The following is a 14813-nucleotide window of genomic DNA, read 5'->3' as shown; positions in this document are numbered from 1 at the left end:
GCGATAGTAGTGGGCTAGATGCGATTCGACGGCGATTGCTTCTGGCGGAAAAGGGGGCAGTTAGCAATGCCCTCCGCAAACGAATTGTTCCAGAAGATTTGGTTCAACCTTTCATCAAAGATTTGGATGAGAAACTTCTACGGTTGGAAGATGACTAGCGTGAATGCCGAGATAATCAATCATGGCGTGGACTAGCTCAGGGCGGGTGACGACCAGAATGGTAGAGCCTGCTTCAAGGACGGTATTGCCGTTGGGAATCTCCAAATTGGCGCAGGAATGACACTGGTAGCCAATAATTAGGGAACTGGTTGGGAAACGAGGGTCTTGAGCAATTTGGGCAACGGTTCGACCGGCTACATAGCAATCGCCTGGAACGGGCAACTTCAACACCTCGACTTGCCCTAACTCAAAGTGCATCATCGACTCGACTTGGGGGTATTCGATCGCATTTGCCATTGTTGCGATCGCCAAATCAATCGTGCTGATAATGTGGCTAGCTTGAGCCAGTCGGTAGGCTTCGAGAAATTCGCGATCGCGCATCCGCACGACAATGTGGGAAATGCCATAGCTCCTGGATAGGGTAATCAACGCTAAATTCAACGCATCATCCCTGAGGGCTGCAACAACTGCGTTCGCTTGTTTGATTCCCGCTTCGAGCAGAACAGTTGTGCTGACGGCACTACCCTCAAATGCCATTACTCCAATCTTTTCACGAGCAAAGCGACAGGCAAGCGGATCGGTGTCGATGATGGCAACCGTATGACCGAGTTTTAATAGCTGCTGGGCTAAGCCAAGCCCCATCATTCCTGCTCCACCAATTAAGACATACATCGCTGACTCTTACCCTAAGAACGAAACCACCCAGTTCTCTATAAAACTGGTTTACCCTTAATGCGCCGCTTAACATCGGCTCGGTGCAGTACCCCCAAAACTTAGCCTCGTGGTCTAAGTTCAGAAGCATTGTCCTCAAACAGCCGCACCTCAGTCAATGAATTGGTCGGATTTGCGTCTGTTGCAGTTGGCACATAGCGCCAAAGCATTCCACACTTCGGTTGCGCCTCCTTTGGAGAAAGGGATTTTGTGGTCAGCCTCGAAATTTTCTACCGTTAAAGGTGTGCCACACAGTTGGCACTGGTAATCGGCACGCCGCAGAATCAGAAGTTTTTGAGTGTGTGTAAAACACCGTCGCCGCAACTCAACCGCTCCTTTTGGAAGGTCTTAACCATCATTTTAAGGGGAATGTCACTGACTTAAGCACTTTCCTACTTTACCAACCAACCTTTGTGCAGGGGGTCTCTAGGTAGGCACTCCGTCCCCCAGTGGGGGGTTTGGGGGGAACCCCCCCAATCTGGGTTTTTCCCAAACAACGATCACTTTTCCTTTAAGTCAGTGACATTCATTTTAAGAGGATTTCAGAGTCGAATCACAAACCCCAAGGGGACGAATTAAGGGTAAGATTAATAACTTCAAGGGTAAGCCCACCCCTGTCTGGAATACCCGATCAGCAATCATTTACACTCTCTCAGGAATCCGATCAAGATGAGTAGCACAGTGTCTGACATTGTCGTGAAGACGATGGATGCAAAGGAAAAGCCACTATCAGAATACGCAGGAAAGGTTCTCTTAATCGTTAACGTTGCTTCCTACTGTGGCTATACGTCCCAGTACGCTGGATTAGAAAAGTTAAATCAGAAATATCAAGAAGCGGGGTTACGCATTTTGGGGTTTCCCTGCAATGATTTTGGAGCGCAGGAACCTGGAAGCAATGCGGAAATTGCCAAATTCTGCACAACTTACTACGGCGTCAGCTTTGAATTAATGGATAAAGTCCATGCCAAGGGTGCTGAGCAACACCCTCTTTATGCTCGACTTACCCAAGCCGCACAGCCAACTGGAGACGTGGCTTGGAACTTCGAGAAATTCTTGGTGAGTAAGCAAGGTGAGATAGTCGCTCGTTTTAAGAGCAGTGTGACGCCAGAATCTCCAGAATTGATTGCTGCGATTGAAACAGAGTTAGCCAAATAACGGGAGAGGTCAAGCTTCGCCATGAAGGTTGCTATCATTGGCTGTGGTTATGTGGGGAAAGCGATCGCAGATTACTGGCGTCATGAGTTAGGCTTTGTGGTCACCGCATCAACGACCAAGCCTGAAAATGTCCATACCCTTGAAGACTATGCTCAGCGAGTGGTTGTCGTGAAAGGCAATGACCCAGTTGGTTTACAATCGGCGCTACAAGACCAAGAGATTGTACTGTTGAGTGCCGGTGCAAGAAATGCTGAGATGTACGAAGAAACGTATCTGCACACCGCTCAAACTTTAGTCTCCGTTCTCAAGCAATCGCCAACGGTACGACAGCTCATTTACACGGGGAGTTACGCGGTTTACGGGGATAGAGATGGGGCGTGGGTGGATGAATCCTCCCCTGTTGCACCCGCTAACGCCAATGGGCAAATTCTCGCTCAAACCGAGCAAGTTTTACTCTCGGCATCTAGTGATAACTTGAGTGTTTGTATCCTGCGACTCGGTGGAATTTATGGCCCTGGGCGGGAACTGGTGAAAATATTTAGGGGAGTTGCGGGTACAACCCGTCCGGGTAATGGTTATGACGCCACCAATTGGGTGCATTTGGATGATATTGTGGGTGCGATCGAATTGGCTCGCTCTAATCAACTACAGGGTATTTATAATCTCGTGGATGATGCCCATCTCACTACTCGCGAACTTCTAGATAGGGTGTGTAAACGGCACCATTTACCTCAAGTGATTTGGGATTGTTCCTCGAAGAGCGTTCGACCCTACAATGCAAGAGTGAAGAATCAGAAGATTAAAGATGCTGGGTATCAGTTAAATCATCCACAAATTAGTGTGTAATTGTTGAGGAATGGGTAAATAGGTAATGGGTAATGGGTAATGGGTTACAGGTTAAAAGTTGGTAAGTTGAAAGTTGGTAAGTTGATAGGTTCCAACCTAGCCTACCTCTACCCTACTCCTGCGGGGAACGCTACGCAAACGGGTTCTCCTTCAACACTTCAAACCTTCAACCTTCAAATCTTCAACCTTCAAACCTTCAACCTTGGACTGAATAGGGGGCTTGTATTGACTGAAAACCAAATTCCCCTCCAGACGATATCACGCCGTGAGTTGCGGCAGCAGGTTGGTAGTCAACTGCAAATACTGCTGGAACAAGGGAATCTTCAAGAGGCTAAAGCATTACTGGTACCCGTACAGCCGGTGGATATTGCTGAAGCGATCGAGGGGTTACCTGAAGCCATGCAGGCGATCGCATTTCGTTTGCTTCCTAAAAATGAAGCGATCGAGGTTTATGAGTATCTTGACTCTAATGTCCAAGAGTCGTTGATTGAGAAATTCAAGCAGCAGGAAGTTCTCGACATCGTTGACAAAATGTCGCCGGATGATCGCGCCCGTCTGTTTGATGAATTACCAGCAAAAGTCGTCCGGCTTTTAGTTGAACAACTCAGTCCGGAGGAACGCGCCGCAACCTCCCAACTCCTGGGTTACGACGCCGATACGGCGGGGCGACTGATGACGCCCGAATATATCTCCCTCACAGAGAATTTGACGGTTAGCGAAACATTAGAACGAATACGCAGTTTAGCCAATGCCAGCGAGATTATTTATTACCTCTATGTCACCGATGAGTCACAGCACCTGAGTGGAATTGTCTCATTACGGGATTTAGTCACGTCCCAGCCTGAGCAAACTCTGGGTGAAATTATGACTCGCGATGTCGTCTATGTTCACACGGATACAGCCCAAGGGGAAGTGGCACGACTGATTCAACGTTACGATTTTCTCGCGGTGCCTGTCGTAGATCGGGAAGAGCGTTTAGTCGGCATTATCACGGTTGATGATGTGATCGATATTTTGGAGAGAGAAACTACCAAGGATATCTATGCGTTAGGGGGTGGTGTACAGTCCGAGGGTGACAATTATTTTCAAACCAATTTATTCGCAGTAGCTCGAAAGCGGGTGGTTTGGCTATTTGTCTTGCTACTCACCAATACCGTTACGGGTAGTATTATCCGCTCCCAAGAAGATGTCTTGCAGCAAGTCGTCACTCTAGCGGCGTTTATTCCCCTACTTACAGGCACTGGCGGGAATGTGGGTGCTCAATCTTCTACCGTGGTGATTCGGGGTTTGAATACGGATGAAATTCGGGATTTGGGAGTTGCTCAAATTGTGTTTCGAGAAGCACTGGCAGGCGCACTGTTGGGAACAACTTTGGGAAGCGTCGCGACACTATGGGCTTACTTGTTACAAGGAAATTTCTTTGTGGCTCTCTCGGTAGGCGTGAGTCTCGTGGCGATCGCAATTCTTGCTTCTGTTGCCGGTTCAGCATTGCCCTTTCTGTTCCGTTCCTTTGGTTTCGATCCCGCCTTAATGTCAGCCCCGTTTATCACTACAGCGGTTGATGTTTTAGGTGTCCTGATTTATTTCTCTATTGCCCGCATGGTTTTAGGACTTTAAACACAGATAAGTGTAACTTCTCAGATTATTATCTAAACCAAGGGGTCTGGCGGAGCGTCAATAGCCAGAGCGGCTAAATGTTGAAGCACCGTCTACTGATGATAGAATTTATAGTCATCCTTGCCTCTATTATTGGCTGGGTTATCGCCGTAAGGACAGGGCAGCTTCTCTATGCCGCTGTTCCTGTTACGATCGCACTGCTACTGAACCTGCTGAATCGTCTCCGCTTAGAAGAACAAATGAAGCGTCGGCTGACGGTGACGATCAATCAGCTAGAGCGACAACTGAAACAAGAGAACTATACCTTACACGAACAGCAGCTAGAAAAAGCGATCGCCTCGTTAAAAGCTCAGATTCCAGAGTATCTGGCTCAGATAGAATCCTCTGAACTTGACTCCAGCGCGTTGAAAATTATCCAATTCAAAGGACAATTGGCAGGTTTAGAGGAATCTCTCAATAGCATTGTGCAATACCTGAATAGTGCCTCACTTCCCTCCAGAGTAGAACGTTTGGAGGAAGTGATCGCGTCAACGACGGCGGAACTGCATTGGATGGAGCGTCAGCTAACGGATACTACACACAGCCGAAGTGATCAGCCTCAACAGCCAGTTTCCAGTCTTCAACCCGAAGGCGTGCCAGTTGTTAGCGAATTCCAGCCTTTCACGTCAGCTCCCACTCATACTATCCCTGTAGAATCGCCAACTTTGGCACCCTTCCAGGAATCTATTCCTGTCGAAGAACCGTCCGATTTATTACTCCCTCCCCCAACTTGGAGTTTTTTAAACACCTTAACAGGACATTCAGACTGGATTCATGCCCTTGCCATCACTCCAGACGGGCAAACTCTGGTTAGTGGCAGCTTTGACAAGACGATTAAGGTGTGGCAGTTAGCAACTGGAGAACTTCTCCACACTCTCTCGAACCATACCAAGGGAGTGCTGTGTCTGGCAATTAGTCCGGATGGGAAAATCATAGCTAGCGGTAGTTTTGATGAGAAGATTCACTTATGGCGTCTGGATACAGGAGAGTTGATTGGCACCCTGAAAGGTCATACTAGCTCAGTGCGATCGCTAGCCATGAGTGAGGATGGTCAAACACTGATTAGTGGTAGTTTAGATGAAACCATCAAGCTCTGGCGTTTGGATACGGGAGAATTTTTGGGTAATGTGAGCCAGTGGACTAGACAGGTATGTGCGATCGCCCTGAGTTCTGATGGACAAACCCTTGCCAGTGCAGGGGGTGATGGAATCATTCACTTACAGCTGCTGGATACTACGGATGGAGAAATCAACCCTTCTCCTGCTATCACTCTCACCGGTAATCTGAGCTCCGTGTGTTCTCTCGCCATGACGCCAGATGGTGAAATATTGGCAGCGGGATGCGCTGATGGAAATATTAAGTTGTGGAAGCTAGAAACATTAGAACTTCTGAGTATATTGAAAGGTCATACAGGACCGGTGATGTCAGTGGTTTTTAGCGCGGATATGCCCACTTTAATCAGTGCTAGTGCGGACGGAACTGTGATGATTTGGCATCTCAGGACGGGTCAACCATTAGGGATTCTCCGCGATGATTCACTGGCTTCAGTAATGGCTGTTGCTATCAGTCCAGATGGTCAATGGATGGCTAGTGGCGGTGCAGATAGCATGATTAAAATCTGGCAACGGGATTAGAGTTCACCGAGGTTCCCTGTAAGAGTTTGTAGTGAGGACTTTAATTCTCTTGTGATCGGCACTAAAGTACCTACTAAGAACAGAATTTTATGATGAGTAATTCACCGACCCTGATATTAGAGATAATAAGAAAATGAGGAAAATACTATATATCATTATTGGCCCTAAAGGTTCAGGTAAAACATATAATTGGAAGTGAAGTTAATAAAAATTGTGTAGTTATTCCTCATATGCTATTCAGGTACCTTGCTTATGCTTCTCCAAAAAATCAAGCATTACCTTCGCTACAGTATCCGCCGACTCTACTACAAAGGCATGACCACCCTGCTCAAGGATAACGAGTTCAGCATTGGGAATGCCTTGAGCGAGTTGCTCGGAAAATCTGATCGGAGTCACAATATCGTCCTTGCCAACCATAACGAGTGTAGGGCCGTGAATGTCTGCAAGGCGATCGCTAGTATCACTGCCAAGGATGGCTCGGCTTTGGTGATAGAGTCCATGAGGGGTTGGCGGAAACGGGTAATCCTCAATCCAGTTGATCAGTTGCTCCATTATCCCTGGAGTTGAATAAAAGGCATCGGTAAACAGCCAAGGCAACAAAACCCTCTGATAAAGCGCTCCCTCTAATTTCTGTGTCAAGTCGCCAAACAGTTCAATCAGTGAATTGAACTTCCCATCTCCCTTTGCCCAAGATGAGAAAAGTATCAAGCTTTGGATTTTTTCTGGATGTGCCAAAGCTAGTTCTTGAGCAATTTGCCCACCCATCGAATGACCTGCCACATGGACTTGAGAAATGTTCAAGTAATCCAACAATGCAACTGCATCAGCTGCCATTTGTTTGATGCTGTAAGGACTATCTGGCGCAGAAGATTGCCCAATTCCTCGGTTGTCAAAGCGAATCACCTGATACTGCTGAACGAGCGATCGCATCATTGCAGCCCAAGTTGAACTGTCACTATCAAACCCTGCTATTAACAGTAATGACTCGTTTTCACCAGAACCTTGAATCTTGTAGTACAAATCGATTCCATTGACTTGAATGACTGACACAGCTAACCCTCCTAGAATCTTGGCTGGACGAACGAACTACAGAGCATAGAGTTCGCCGAGCATAGCACAAGAAATCTATGCTGACTTTTCACGTCATGGAGAGACGGGTGTGCTATCGTCAGTTGAATAGCATTGATTTCAGGCTAGACGGTTTTGGTTTAGGGAGAGAAGAGGCGATCGCTAATGCTCCCCAGTTCTCAGCCTGCACGAGAGAGCGAACCATCTTCATTACATAGGACAAGCAAAAACCGACCTCAACCGGAATGATTGGGTCGATTAACCGCTTCACTATTCAGCAACGCTTGAGAGTATATTGAGAACTAAGGTTTTTGAGCAGCGATCGCTAACTTTGCTCCTTTAACCTTACGCAACCGATCCATGACTGCAATCACTCGACCGTGGTAAACCTTCTCATCCGCATTAACAACCACTAGAGATTCAGCGCTTGACCCAATCAACTGACCTACCGCACCTTCTAGATTATTCAACTCAATCGGTGCGCGATTCAGCGCTATTTGCCCATCAGGAGTAATGGACACATTAATTTGAGCCGTTTGTTGAGTTTCCACCGTCGCCGCTTTCGGTAAATTGACTGGCAGTCCTTCCGAACGGGTTAAAGATAGGGTTGAGACGATGAAAAAAGTCAGAATCGCAAAGATCACATCGATCATCGGCACGATGTTGATTTGGGAGGGGATTTCCGGTTCATCGGGTAGACGCATGGGATACCTCTCCTTGTTCATAGCGATCGAGATACAGCAATTCGATTTGCCCACCATACTCCTGAATCAGCGCTATCTGTCGCAGATAAAACCCGCGAAACGTATTGGCAAACATCAGCGTAAAGATAGCAACTACCAATCCTGAAGCTGTAGAAACAAGTGCCTCACTAATACCAGCGGTGACGCCTGCTGTTTTAGTACCGCCCACATCACCAATATTGAGGGCAGCAAAAGAGGTAATCAAACCTAAAACAGTTCCTAATAATCCGAGTAGGGGAGAAAGGGAGATAATCGTGTCAAAGGCTGTACTAAATCGCTTCAGTGTCGGAATTTCAGCTTGTGCTGCACTTTCTAGGGCGATACGAAATTTCTCTGGACTGGGGTGGTTGAGTTCTAAAGCTTCCAGAAAAATCCGTGCGATCGGCAAATCAGCATTCTGTTGCAGCTTCCTAATCGCCACATCTGAATCGTGCTGATACAGTCTGAGTACTTCTCGAACCACGCGCTTTTGCCGACGATTAACTCGAAACCAAAACCACAGCCGCTCTGCAATCATGGCAAGTCCCACAATTGAAAATGCTAAGAGCGGCCATGCGACGATTCCACACGCCTCAAACCAATTACTCGCTTTCATGCCATCTTTTTTAGAGATTTAACACTCTCAGTTAATCCTAAGGAAATATTCCTAAAGAAAAGCTGCTCAAACCTTTCAAATAATCAATTCTATTCCTGGTAATTGTCAAGTATCTTAGCTCGTTTAGTATATCGCGAAGCACTACCATTAAAGTTTGACAGATTGTCTTTTGACATAGATGAAAAATTAATGTACTTTACATATTTTTTATTTAAACAAAGCTTTGACTTTGACAAGCTGTCTTTTGACATAAATAGGAGCTTTACTTAATATTACTGATGGCTTTTTGCTGGAAACGCGAAATTTAACCCATTAGCGCTTGCCTAAAGAAGCCAGACAGTGTGGTTTGAGGCGTCTTTTAATTAAATAAATCAAGCATGAAATTGCATCTTCTTGTGCCTGGTGTTGCTCTGCTCAGCTGTGGAATTGTGCCAGTTGCGATTGGACAATCAACTTCCCTGATAGATACCAACGACATCAATTCAACACAGACGAGTGACGAACGTGAATCTATTCCATCCTCGCTCATTGCTAGAGCAGCAGCTTCACCCTCACAGAGGCTTATTACAGATATCCCTCGACTCAGTGAAATAGAGCATCTTCAAACCAGCGCCAAGTTTCTCGTTCAGGAATCAACCCCATCCGAACTCAGTCCCACCCAAACGAAACAAATAGAAGCGACGCCATCAAAAACCAAACAAGCCGATAACGAAGCAAAGCCAGATACCCCCACAAACGAAACCCAACCCAGTACTACGCAGGGAGAAGATAAAATTCAAATTACGGTGACGGGGGAGAGAGATATTTTCCCGGAAAATTCTGCTCCAGAGTACACCATTACCGAAGAAGAAATCCAAAAACAAGGGAATAATAGTGCAGCAGAAGTGTTGAGAAGTTTACCGGGATTTGCTGTCAATAATGTCGGAAAGGGAGCTGATATTCATACAGGTACTTACTACCGAGGAGCTTCGATCAATCAGTCTGTATTCATGATCAACGGCAGACCAATCGGTACTAATATCAACACTTATCATGGCACGACCGACCTAAATAGTATTCCAGTAGGTGCAATTGAACGGGTGGAATTATCCAGTGGGACAAGTTCCACTCTGTACGGTTCAGGAGCCTTCGGGGGAGTGGTCAATATTATTACAAAACAGGGTCAACAAATCCCTAAACTAGACCTCAGAACACAATATGGCTCTTATGATCAGTTAAATTATCGGGCTAGCTATAGTGGTTCCACTGGTTCCCTAAAGTTCAACGTTGGCTATGAGCAAAACCAGGCAGATAACCGTTATCACGTCCCGGTTGGTGCAGCCAATCGCGACTCAGAAGGTCGTTTGTTTAATGGTGATTTCGCTACTAGCAATTATTTTGGTAGTCTCACATTCGATTTAAATTCTAGAAATACAATTAGTTTAGATGCTTATAAAATCACCAGTCGTAAAGGTCTAATCTATTTCGGTTTTCCACTGCAAAGAGACCGACTAGACCACGATGCCTTCAACATCGGTCTTTCTTGGAAAACCCTGCTAGGTGGCGGTGAAGATTCTGTACTCAGGGCTACACTCGCCTATAACCAAGATTTCTTCAACACCTATGGCCCAACTCAAAACATTTATTCCCGTACAGGCACCTTAGATTCACAAGCCATTACAGCGAGAGTAGAGCATCAATGGCAAATCACTCCTAACAATAAACTGATTTGGGGCGTTGATTTACAAAATAACGTTTTAAATGGTGATGTGTTGAGTACAGATCCAAATCGCATTGCTCTGAATGAAACTGAAAATAGAGATAGATTAAATACCGCGTTATTCGCTTTAGATAGCTGGAAGCTCACCGATACCTTCCAGATAGATTTGGGGCTGAGACAGAATTTTAATAGTGAATTTGGTAGTTATTTAAATCCCAGTGTTGGAACACGGTGGGCTATCACCCCAAATGTAGCTGTACGCGGAAGTTGGGCTTTGCTACAGAACAACCCTGGTCTAGACCAGTTATATATCTATGACACGGTTCATAACTGGTTGCCCAACCCTGACTTAAAACCAGAAACAGGCTCTTCTTGGACAGCAGGGCTTGATGTCAGTTTTTCTTCGAGTTTGACCGGACAGTTTACCTACTTCGGGAGCCGTTTGGATGACCGCCTGGGAATACTAGCAGGCCGATGGGCAAATATTGGTCTTGTAAGTACCAACGGATTCGAGGCAGCGCTTCGCTGGCAAATGACACCAGAGTTGTCAAGCTTTCTCAACTACACCTATACTAATGCGAAGATTGAATCGGGTTCAGAGAAGGGCTTACAGTTAGCAATGGTTCCTTACTCGGTAGCCCAATTCGGTATCGGTTATGCATCGGCTGGGTGGCAGCTTAATTTTTTAGTGAGTTACAACAGTGGTGCCCGTAGAGCCTTCTTTACCAATCCTGATGAAAGTACTACAGATTTCATTCCATCCTGGGTGAATCTTGATTTGAGCGCCCGTGTTCCTATCACTAGAAATATCGGGCTAGTCGTCTATCTAGAAAACTTAGCAGATATAACTTACGAAAAAGCAAATCGAATTTATCAACCCGGCCTAACATTCCGCATTGGTTTACAAAGCAGTTTTTGATGACTATAAAACTTACGCAAACTCCTCTGTTTTCTCTCTTTTCTCTGTGCCTCTGTGATTTATTAAACACATTTTGAGCCAACTTTTGCATAAGTCCTAGATTAGTGGAAAATGGGTAAGGATTAATTGGGTAAGTCCATTTCTACCAATTACCAAAATTGATCGGGGAGGGTACGCAGGGCATGAGCTTATCAAACGTTTGTACACAACAACGAGAAAAGGAAACCAAACAGCTGAAATCTTTTCTCGCTTTCAGCCTTGTAGGTTCGGGACTGCTACATGCGGCGCTGCTAATTTTAGGAGCAACCCTGTCTTGGACACGAGCGTATACATCGGAAGCTAAACCCATTGAGGTGGTTGTTGTTGAGCCAACCCAGCCTCAAGAAAAATCGGTGAAATACGAAAAAACTCGATCAGGTTCAGCAGGAGGCTCCTCTATCCTCGGCGGCAGGGCAGGTGGGGAGGGAGGAGGTTCCTCTGTCGAGGGTGGTAGAGGTGGTGAGTCGAGAGGGACGCGATCGCCTTTGGCGCTGCCCTTTGGGCGATCGCAACAGCCAACCCAGACAGCGTTTCCCAGACAATCACCCGTCAGTGAGCGTCAAGGGCAGCGATCTGATACAGGTAATTATTCCCCTGTAATCCCACCAAAGCCGGAGCCAGAAAAACCGCAAGAACTAGCCCAAAACCCAACACCAACGCCTTCATCCCCACCCAAATCGCAAGCTAATCCTGTTAAGTCGCCAGTAACTACGGCGAATGTTCCGTCTCCCCAAAAAAATCAGCAATCTCAAGAAGAAAACCCCCTAGAGGGGATAAGAGAGCAGCCGAGAAATCTTGGCACACAAAGCCCTAATTCCGCAGAGAAGAAAGTAGCGGGAGCCCATGCAAACTCATCAACTAATACAGAAAGAGAGAGGAAAGCAACAGGAAATTTGGGACGCGATGACTCAAGGGGTATCAGCAGAGGTGAGCGCGATCGCATGGGTGAGGGTTTAGGAAACAGCATAGCAAGTAGCACAGGTACAGGTACGGGTACAGGTAGAGGTAACGCAAACGGTACTGGTACAGGTAGAGGTAACGGCACCGGCACAGGTAACGGCAACGGTACTGGTACAGGTAGAGGGAACGGCACCGGCACAGGTAACGGCAACGGGAATCAACCAGGAAGTGACTCAGCGATCGCTACAGGCTCAGTCAATGCCAAACCTAGCTCCCAAAGAAATGAACCAAAGCGATCGAGTATGGGTTCGAGTTCCCGTGGATTAATTTGCCGCCAATGCCCTAAGCCCGACTATCCGCGCAACGCTCGACAGCAAGACATAGAAGGAGAGCCGCAACTTTCCTTCGATATCGATGAAAAGGGTCACACCATAAATGTACGCATTGCCACATCCAGTGGTAACGAGGAGCTCGATCAAGCCGCGCTTGAAGCCGTACAACGATGGCGATTCGCTCCATCTTCTAGTAACCGCCAAAATGTTAATGCAACTATTTCCTTTGAGATGAAAGGCTCACAACGACAGCGCCAAAACCGAGAGCGCCAGCAACGAAGAGAAGAATCGCGAAGAAACCCTGAAACAGTGGATATCCCCCAGTTTGGAAACCGATCAGAAGAGTCACCAGGCTCCCAACCAAGACAAACTGAACTAGAACCGAGTTCCAGAGAAAGTACATCAGCACCTGAAGCGGCTGGTTTTGGTAGTAGTAATAAATAAGTGGAACTTGACAGACTCGCTTGAAGTTCTAGAGTATGGTTTCCGTTTCTGGGGCAACAATCTCACCTTCAGTTTTAATCAGAGCATCTTGTTCTGTAATGAGGTCAGTGAGTTCGTTAAATGTAACGCCCATCTCACTACAAGCGTTCTTCAGTTCTTGACTAAAAGCATTAAGTTCATCGCCATAACCACACTGAACGGCCGCCGTTTCAATTCCCTGCTTAGCATTAGCTCTTGCACAATCAACTAATTCCAAACCTTTGAGGCGAGTAGAGGATGCCATAGCTTTAGATTCTTCCTGTTTTCGAGTTAACCCTAGATTAGTCGAAACGTTTGCTAGGGCTAATCTCTCAGTAGGTAGAACATCCTAACGGCGTCTCTGCCAATATTGGTAGATTGTATAGGCGAGAGTTACCACGCCCGTCACGATCGCAGACTCATTCACTTCAAATTGAGGGTGGTGCAGTGGGTAGTTGGGCTTATTCGGGAACCCCACACCCAGCCGGAACATGGTACCAGGGGCATGTTGTAGATAGATGGAAAAATCTTCAGCCCCCATCGAGGGTTCGGGTAAGATTTGAACGCGATCGCTTCCCCAAGCTTCTTTGGCGGACTCTTCCAAAAGTTGAGTGAGGGCTAAATCATTTTGTACCGAAGGCACTCCTCGGCGGTAGTTAATCTCGTAACGAGCACCGTACATGTTGCAAACATTCGCGACAATCTTTTCCACCCACTGCGGTAAATCGGCATGAGTGTCAGGATGGAGCGATCGCACCGTTCCCGCCAATCGCACTTGGTCGGCAATCACATTCGGTGCTCTTCCACCACTAATCTGTCCAATTGTCAAGACTATCGGTCGCAACGGATTCTGAGTGCGGCTAATCGCTTGCTGAAGCGTCGTAATCACCTGCGAAGCAATCCAAATCGCATCAACCGCCTCATGGGGACGGGCACCATGACCCGACTCTCCCATGATAAAAATTTCTAAATCATCCGCTGCCGCCGTCAACGCCCCATAACGAATCCCTAACGAACCACCGGGAATCGAGGGGAACACATGAACGCTAAAAATCGCACTCACATCATTCATCGCCCCATCTTGCACCATCCAATTGGCACCTTGGGCAATTTCCTCTGCTGCTTGGAACAAAAAGCGGGTATTACCCGGTAGCATCTCGCCCAACTGGGACAGCACCATTGCCGTGCCTAACCCAACTGTCGTGTGGACATCGTGACCGCAGGCGTGCATAATTCCTGGCTTGCGGGACGCGAATTCAAGACAGGTGCGTTCGGTGATGGGTAGCGCGTCCATATCCGTGCGGATTGCCACCAAGCGGTCATCCGTACCACCCACCAGTTCGCCAACTACCCCGGTTTTACCGATCGCCTCTTGGACGACGATACCGCAGGAAGACAGCACACCCGCAACATAAGCCGCTGTCTGCTGTTCCTGTCCACTCAGTTCAGGGTGGGAGTGAAGATGACGCCGGATTTCAATCAGGCGTGGTGCTAGTTTTTCAGCTAAGTCTTTAATACGAGAAAGCATGGAGTTGTTCTTCCTGCGACTGCATCCGGACTTACGCAGCTACTCTAAATTTAGGGTGTGTCGGCTGCACCCACTGCTACTGTTCGTGTCTCAAGTAAATTTTGCGTAAGTCTTAATTTATCTTAATCGCCGCGAAGACCCCAAGTGTAGCGTAGTGCAACTACAAGTAGTCGAAGTACATTGAAAACTGTACAGCGCTTACAAAAGGTGCTTTTAGGGTACTTTGCCGTTACAGTTTCAGGCGTTGCCGTGATGCCGGATACACTGCGTCTGAGTCTAGGTTTACCCCTGATAGCTGTCGCCCTTTCAGGGTTAGCCGCGTTCACTTGGCTGAAATTCTGGCTAGAGCCGAACTAAGTCGTTAATT

The 14813-nt window shown here is 47.0% G+C and carries 15 protein-coding genes; 8 read left to right on the top strand and 7 right to left on the bottom strand.

Annotation, left to right across the window (positions count from 1 at the left end; genetic code table 11):
* Positions 1-114: 114 nt before the first annotated feature.
* Together V6C93_RS35775 and V6C93_RS35770 are read right to left on the bottom strand one after the other, a co-directional pair.
* Positions 115-831: a TrkA family potassium uptake protein gene (locus V6C93_RS35775; RefSeq protein ID WP_333481459.1), complete on the bottom strand. Its 717-nt coding sequence runs from the start codon at positions 829-831 to the stop codon at positions 115-117.
* Between the two features lie 150 nt (positions 832-981).
* Positions 982-1194 carry an HNH endonuclease signature motif containing protein gene (locus tag V6C93_RS35770; RefSeq protein ID WP_333481458.1) on the bottom strand — a complete coding sequence of 71 codons (213 nt, stop codon included), beginning with the start codon at positions 1192-1194 and terminating at the stop codon, positions 982-984.
* A 345-nt stretch (positions 1195-1539) separates the two neighbouring features.
* Here V6C93_RS35770 and V6C93_RS35765 point away from each other — a divergent pair, with 345 nt between their 5' ends.
* The 4 genes from V6C93_RS35765 (at position 1540) to V6C93_RS35750 (ending at position 6161) form a co-directional block, all read left to right on the top strand.
* The gene (locus V6C93_RS35765) at positions 1540-2025 is read left to right on the top strand and encodes a glutathione peroxidase (protein WP_333481457.1); all 486 of its coding nucleotides are present in this window, start codon (positions 1540-1542) and stop codon (positions 2023-2025) included.
* A gap of 21 nt (positions 2026-2046) precedes the next feature.
* Positions 2047-2871 (top strand): SDR family oxidoreductase, encoded by an 825-nt coding sequence (locus V6C93_RS35760; RefSeq protein WP_333481456.1) that lies wholly within the window; start codon positions 2047-2049, stop codon positions 2869-2871.
* 39 nt (positions 2872-2910) lie between these two features.
* Complete coding sequence (mgtE, locus tag V6C93_RS35755; RefSeq protein ID WP_333481455.1) at positions 2911-4488, top strand: magnesium transporter; 1578 nt, start codon at positions 2911-2913, stop codon at positions 4486-4488.
* 98 nt (positions 4489-4586) lie between these two features.
* The gene (locus V6C93_RS35750) at positions 4587-6161 is read left to right on the top strand and encodes a hypothetical protein (RefSeq protein WP_333481454.1); all 1575 of its coding nucleotides are present in this window, start codon (positions 4587-4589) and stop codon (positions 6159-6161) included.
* A gap of 237 nt (positions 6162-6398) precedes the next feature.
* Here V6C93_RS35750 and V6C93_RS35745 read toward each other — a convergent pair whose 3' ends face one another.
* A complete protein-coding gene (locus V6C93_RS35745; RefSeq protein WP_333481453.1) occupies positions 6399-7211 on the bottom strand; it encodes an alpha/beta hydrolase in 813 nt (270 codons plus the stop codon).
* A gap of 77 nt (positions 7212-7288) precedes the next feature.
* Between V6C93_RS35745 and V6C93_RS35740 the strand changes: the two genes are divergently transcribed.
* The gene (locus V6C93_RS35740) at positions 7289-7447 is read left to right on the top strand and encodes a hypothetical protein (RefSeq protein WP_333481452.1); all 159 of its coding nucleotides are present in this window, start codon (positions 7289-7291) and stop codon (positions 7445-7447) included.
* A gap of 84 nt (positions 7448-7531) precedes the next feature.
* On the opposite strand, the gene V6C93_RS35735 is transcribed toward V6C93_RS35740, so the two are convergent.
* Together V6C93_RS35735 and V6C93_RS35730 are read right to left on the bottom strand one after the other, a co-directional pair.
* Positions 7532-7933 carry a biopolymer transporter ExbD gene (locus V6C93_RS35735; RefSeq protein WP_333481451.1) on the bottom strand — a complete coding sequence of 134 codons (402 nt, stop codon included), beginning with the start codon at positions 7931-7933 and terminating at the stop codon, positions 7532-7534.
* The gene (locus V6C93_RS35730) at positions 7917-8567 is read right to left on the bottom strand and encodes a MotA/TolQ/ExbB proton channel family protein (RefSeq protein ID WP_333481450.1); all 651 of its coding nucleotides are present in this window, start codon (positions 8565-8567) and stop codon (positions 7917-7919) included. The genes V6C93_RS35735 and V6C93_RS35730 overlap by 17 nt, the downstream gene beginning before the upstream one ends.
* A 377-nt stretch (positions 8568-8944) precedes the next feature.
* Here V6C93_RS35730 and V6C93_RS35725 point away from each other — a divergent pair, with 377 nt between their 5' ends.
* Positions 8945-11185 (top strand): TonB-dependent receptor, encoded by a 2241-nt coding sequence (locus V6C93_RS35725; protein ID WP_333481449.1) that lies wholly within the window; start codon positions 8945-8947, stop codon positions 11183-11185.
* A gap of 182 nt (positions 11186-11367) precedes the next feature.
* On the top strand, positions 11368-12900 hold the full coding sequence (locus V6C93_RS35720) for an energy transducer TonB (RefSeq protein ID WP_333481448.1): 1533 nt from the start codon (positions 11368-11370) through the stop codon (positions 12898-12900).
* 28 nt (positions 12901-12928) lie between these two features.
* Here V6C93_RS35720 and V6C93_RS35715 read toward each other — a convergent pair whose 3' ends face one another.
* Together V6C93_RS35715 and V6C93_RS35710 are read right to left on the bottom strand one after the other, a co-directional pair.
* Complete coding sequence (locus V6C93_RS35715) at positions 12929-13183, bottom strand: hypothetical protein (RefSeq protein WP_333481447.1); 255 nt, start codon at positions 13181-13183, stop codon at positions 12929-12931.
* Between the two features lie 84 nt (positions 13184-13267).
* Positions 13268-14446, bottom strand: a complete 1179-nt coding sequence (locus V6C93_RS35710; protein WP_333481446.1) for a M20 family metallopeptidase — start codon at positions 14444-14446, stop codon at positions 13268-13270.
* 180 nt (positions 14447-14626) lie between these two features.
* Between V6C93_RS35710 and V6C93_RS35705 the strand changes: the two genes are divergently transcribed.
* Positions 14627-14803 (top strand): hypothetical protein, encoded by a 177-nt coding sequence (locus tag V6C93_RS35705; protein WP_333481445.1) that lies wholly within the window; start codon positions 14627-14629, stop codon positions 14801-14803.
* Positions 14804-14813 lie beyond the last annotated feature (10 nt).

It is taken from the genome of Allocoleopsis sp., assembly GCF_036703385.1.
GTDB lineage: Bacteria > Cyanobacteriota > Cyanobacteriia > Cyanobacteriales > Coleofasciculaceae > Allocoleopsis.
The sequence above is the reverse complement of the archived record's forward strand: the minus strand, read 5'-3'. Positions and strand labels throughout refer to the sequence as shown.

Bases quoted from the DNA above. Each gene is read 5' to 3' on its own strand.
- V6C93_RS35730 (WP_333481450.1), bottom strand. From the start codon at position 8,567: ATGAAAGCGAGTAATTGGTTTGAGGCGTGTGGAATCGTCGCATGGCCG.
- mgtE (WP_333481455.1), top strand. From the start codon at position 2,911: ATGGGTTACAGGTTAAAAGTTGGTAAGTTGAAAGTTGGTAAGTTGATA.
- V6C93_RS35760 (WP_333481456.1), top strand. From the start codon at position 2,047: ATGAAGGTTGCTATCATTGGCTGTGGTTATGTGGGGAAAGCGATCGCA.
- V6C93_RS35720 (WP_333481448.1), top strand. From the start codon at position 11,368: ATGAGCTTATCAAACGTTTGTACACAACAACGAGAAAAGGAAACCAAA.
- V6C93_RS35715 (WP_333481447.1), bottom strand. From the start codon at position 13,183: ATGGCATCCTCTACTCGCCTCAAAGGTTTGGAATTAGTTGATTGTGCA.
- V6C93_RS35765 (WP_333481457.1), top strand. From the start codon at position 1,540: ATGAGTAGCACAGTGTCTGACATTGTCGTGAAGACGATGGATGCAAAG.
- V6C93_RS35725 (WP_333481449.1), top strand. From the start codon at position 8,945: ATGAAATTGCATCTTCTTGTGCCTGGTGTTGCTCTGCTCAGCTGTGGA.
- V6C93_RS35775 (WP_333481459.1), bottom strand. From the start codon at position 831: ATGTATGTCTTAATTGGTGGAGCAGGAATGATGGGGCTTGGCTTAGCC.
- V6C93_RS35750 (WP_333481454.1), top strand. From the start codon at position 4,587: ATGATAGAATTTATAGTCATCCTTGCCTCTATTATTGGCTGGGTTATC.
- V6C93_RS35735 (WP_333481451.1), bottom strand. From the start codon at position 7,933: ATGCGTCTACCCGATGAACCGGAAATCCCCTCCCAAATCAACATCGTG.
- V6C93_RS35740 (WP_333481452.1), top strand. From the start codon at position 7,289: ATGCTGACTTTTCACGTCATGGAGAGACGGGTGTGCTATCGTCAGTTG.
- V6C93_RS35710 (WP_333481446.1), bottom strand. From the start codon at position 14,446: ATGCTTTCTCGTATTAAAGACTTAGCTGAAAAACTAGCACCACGCCTG.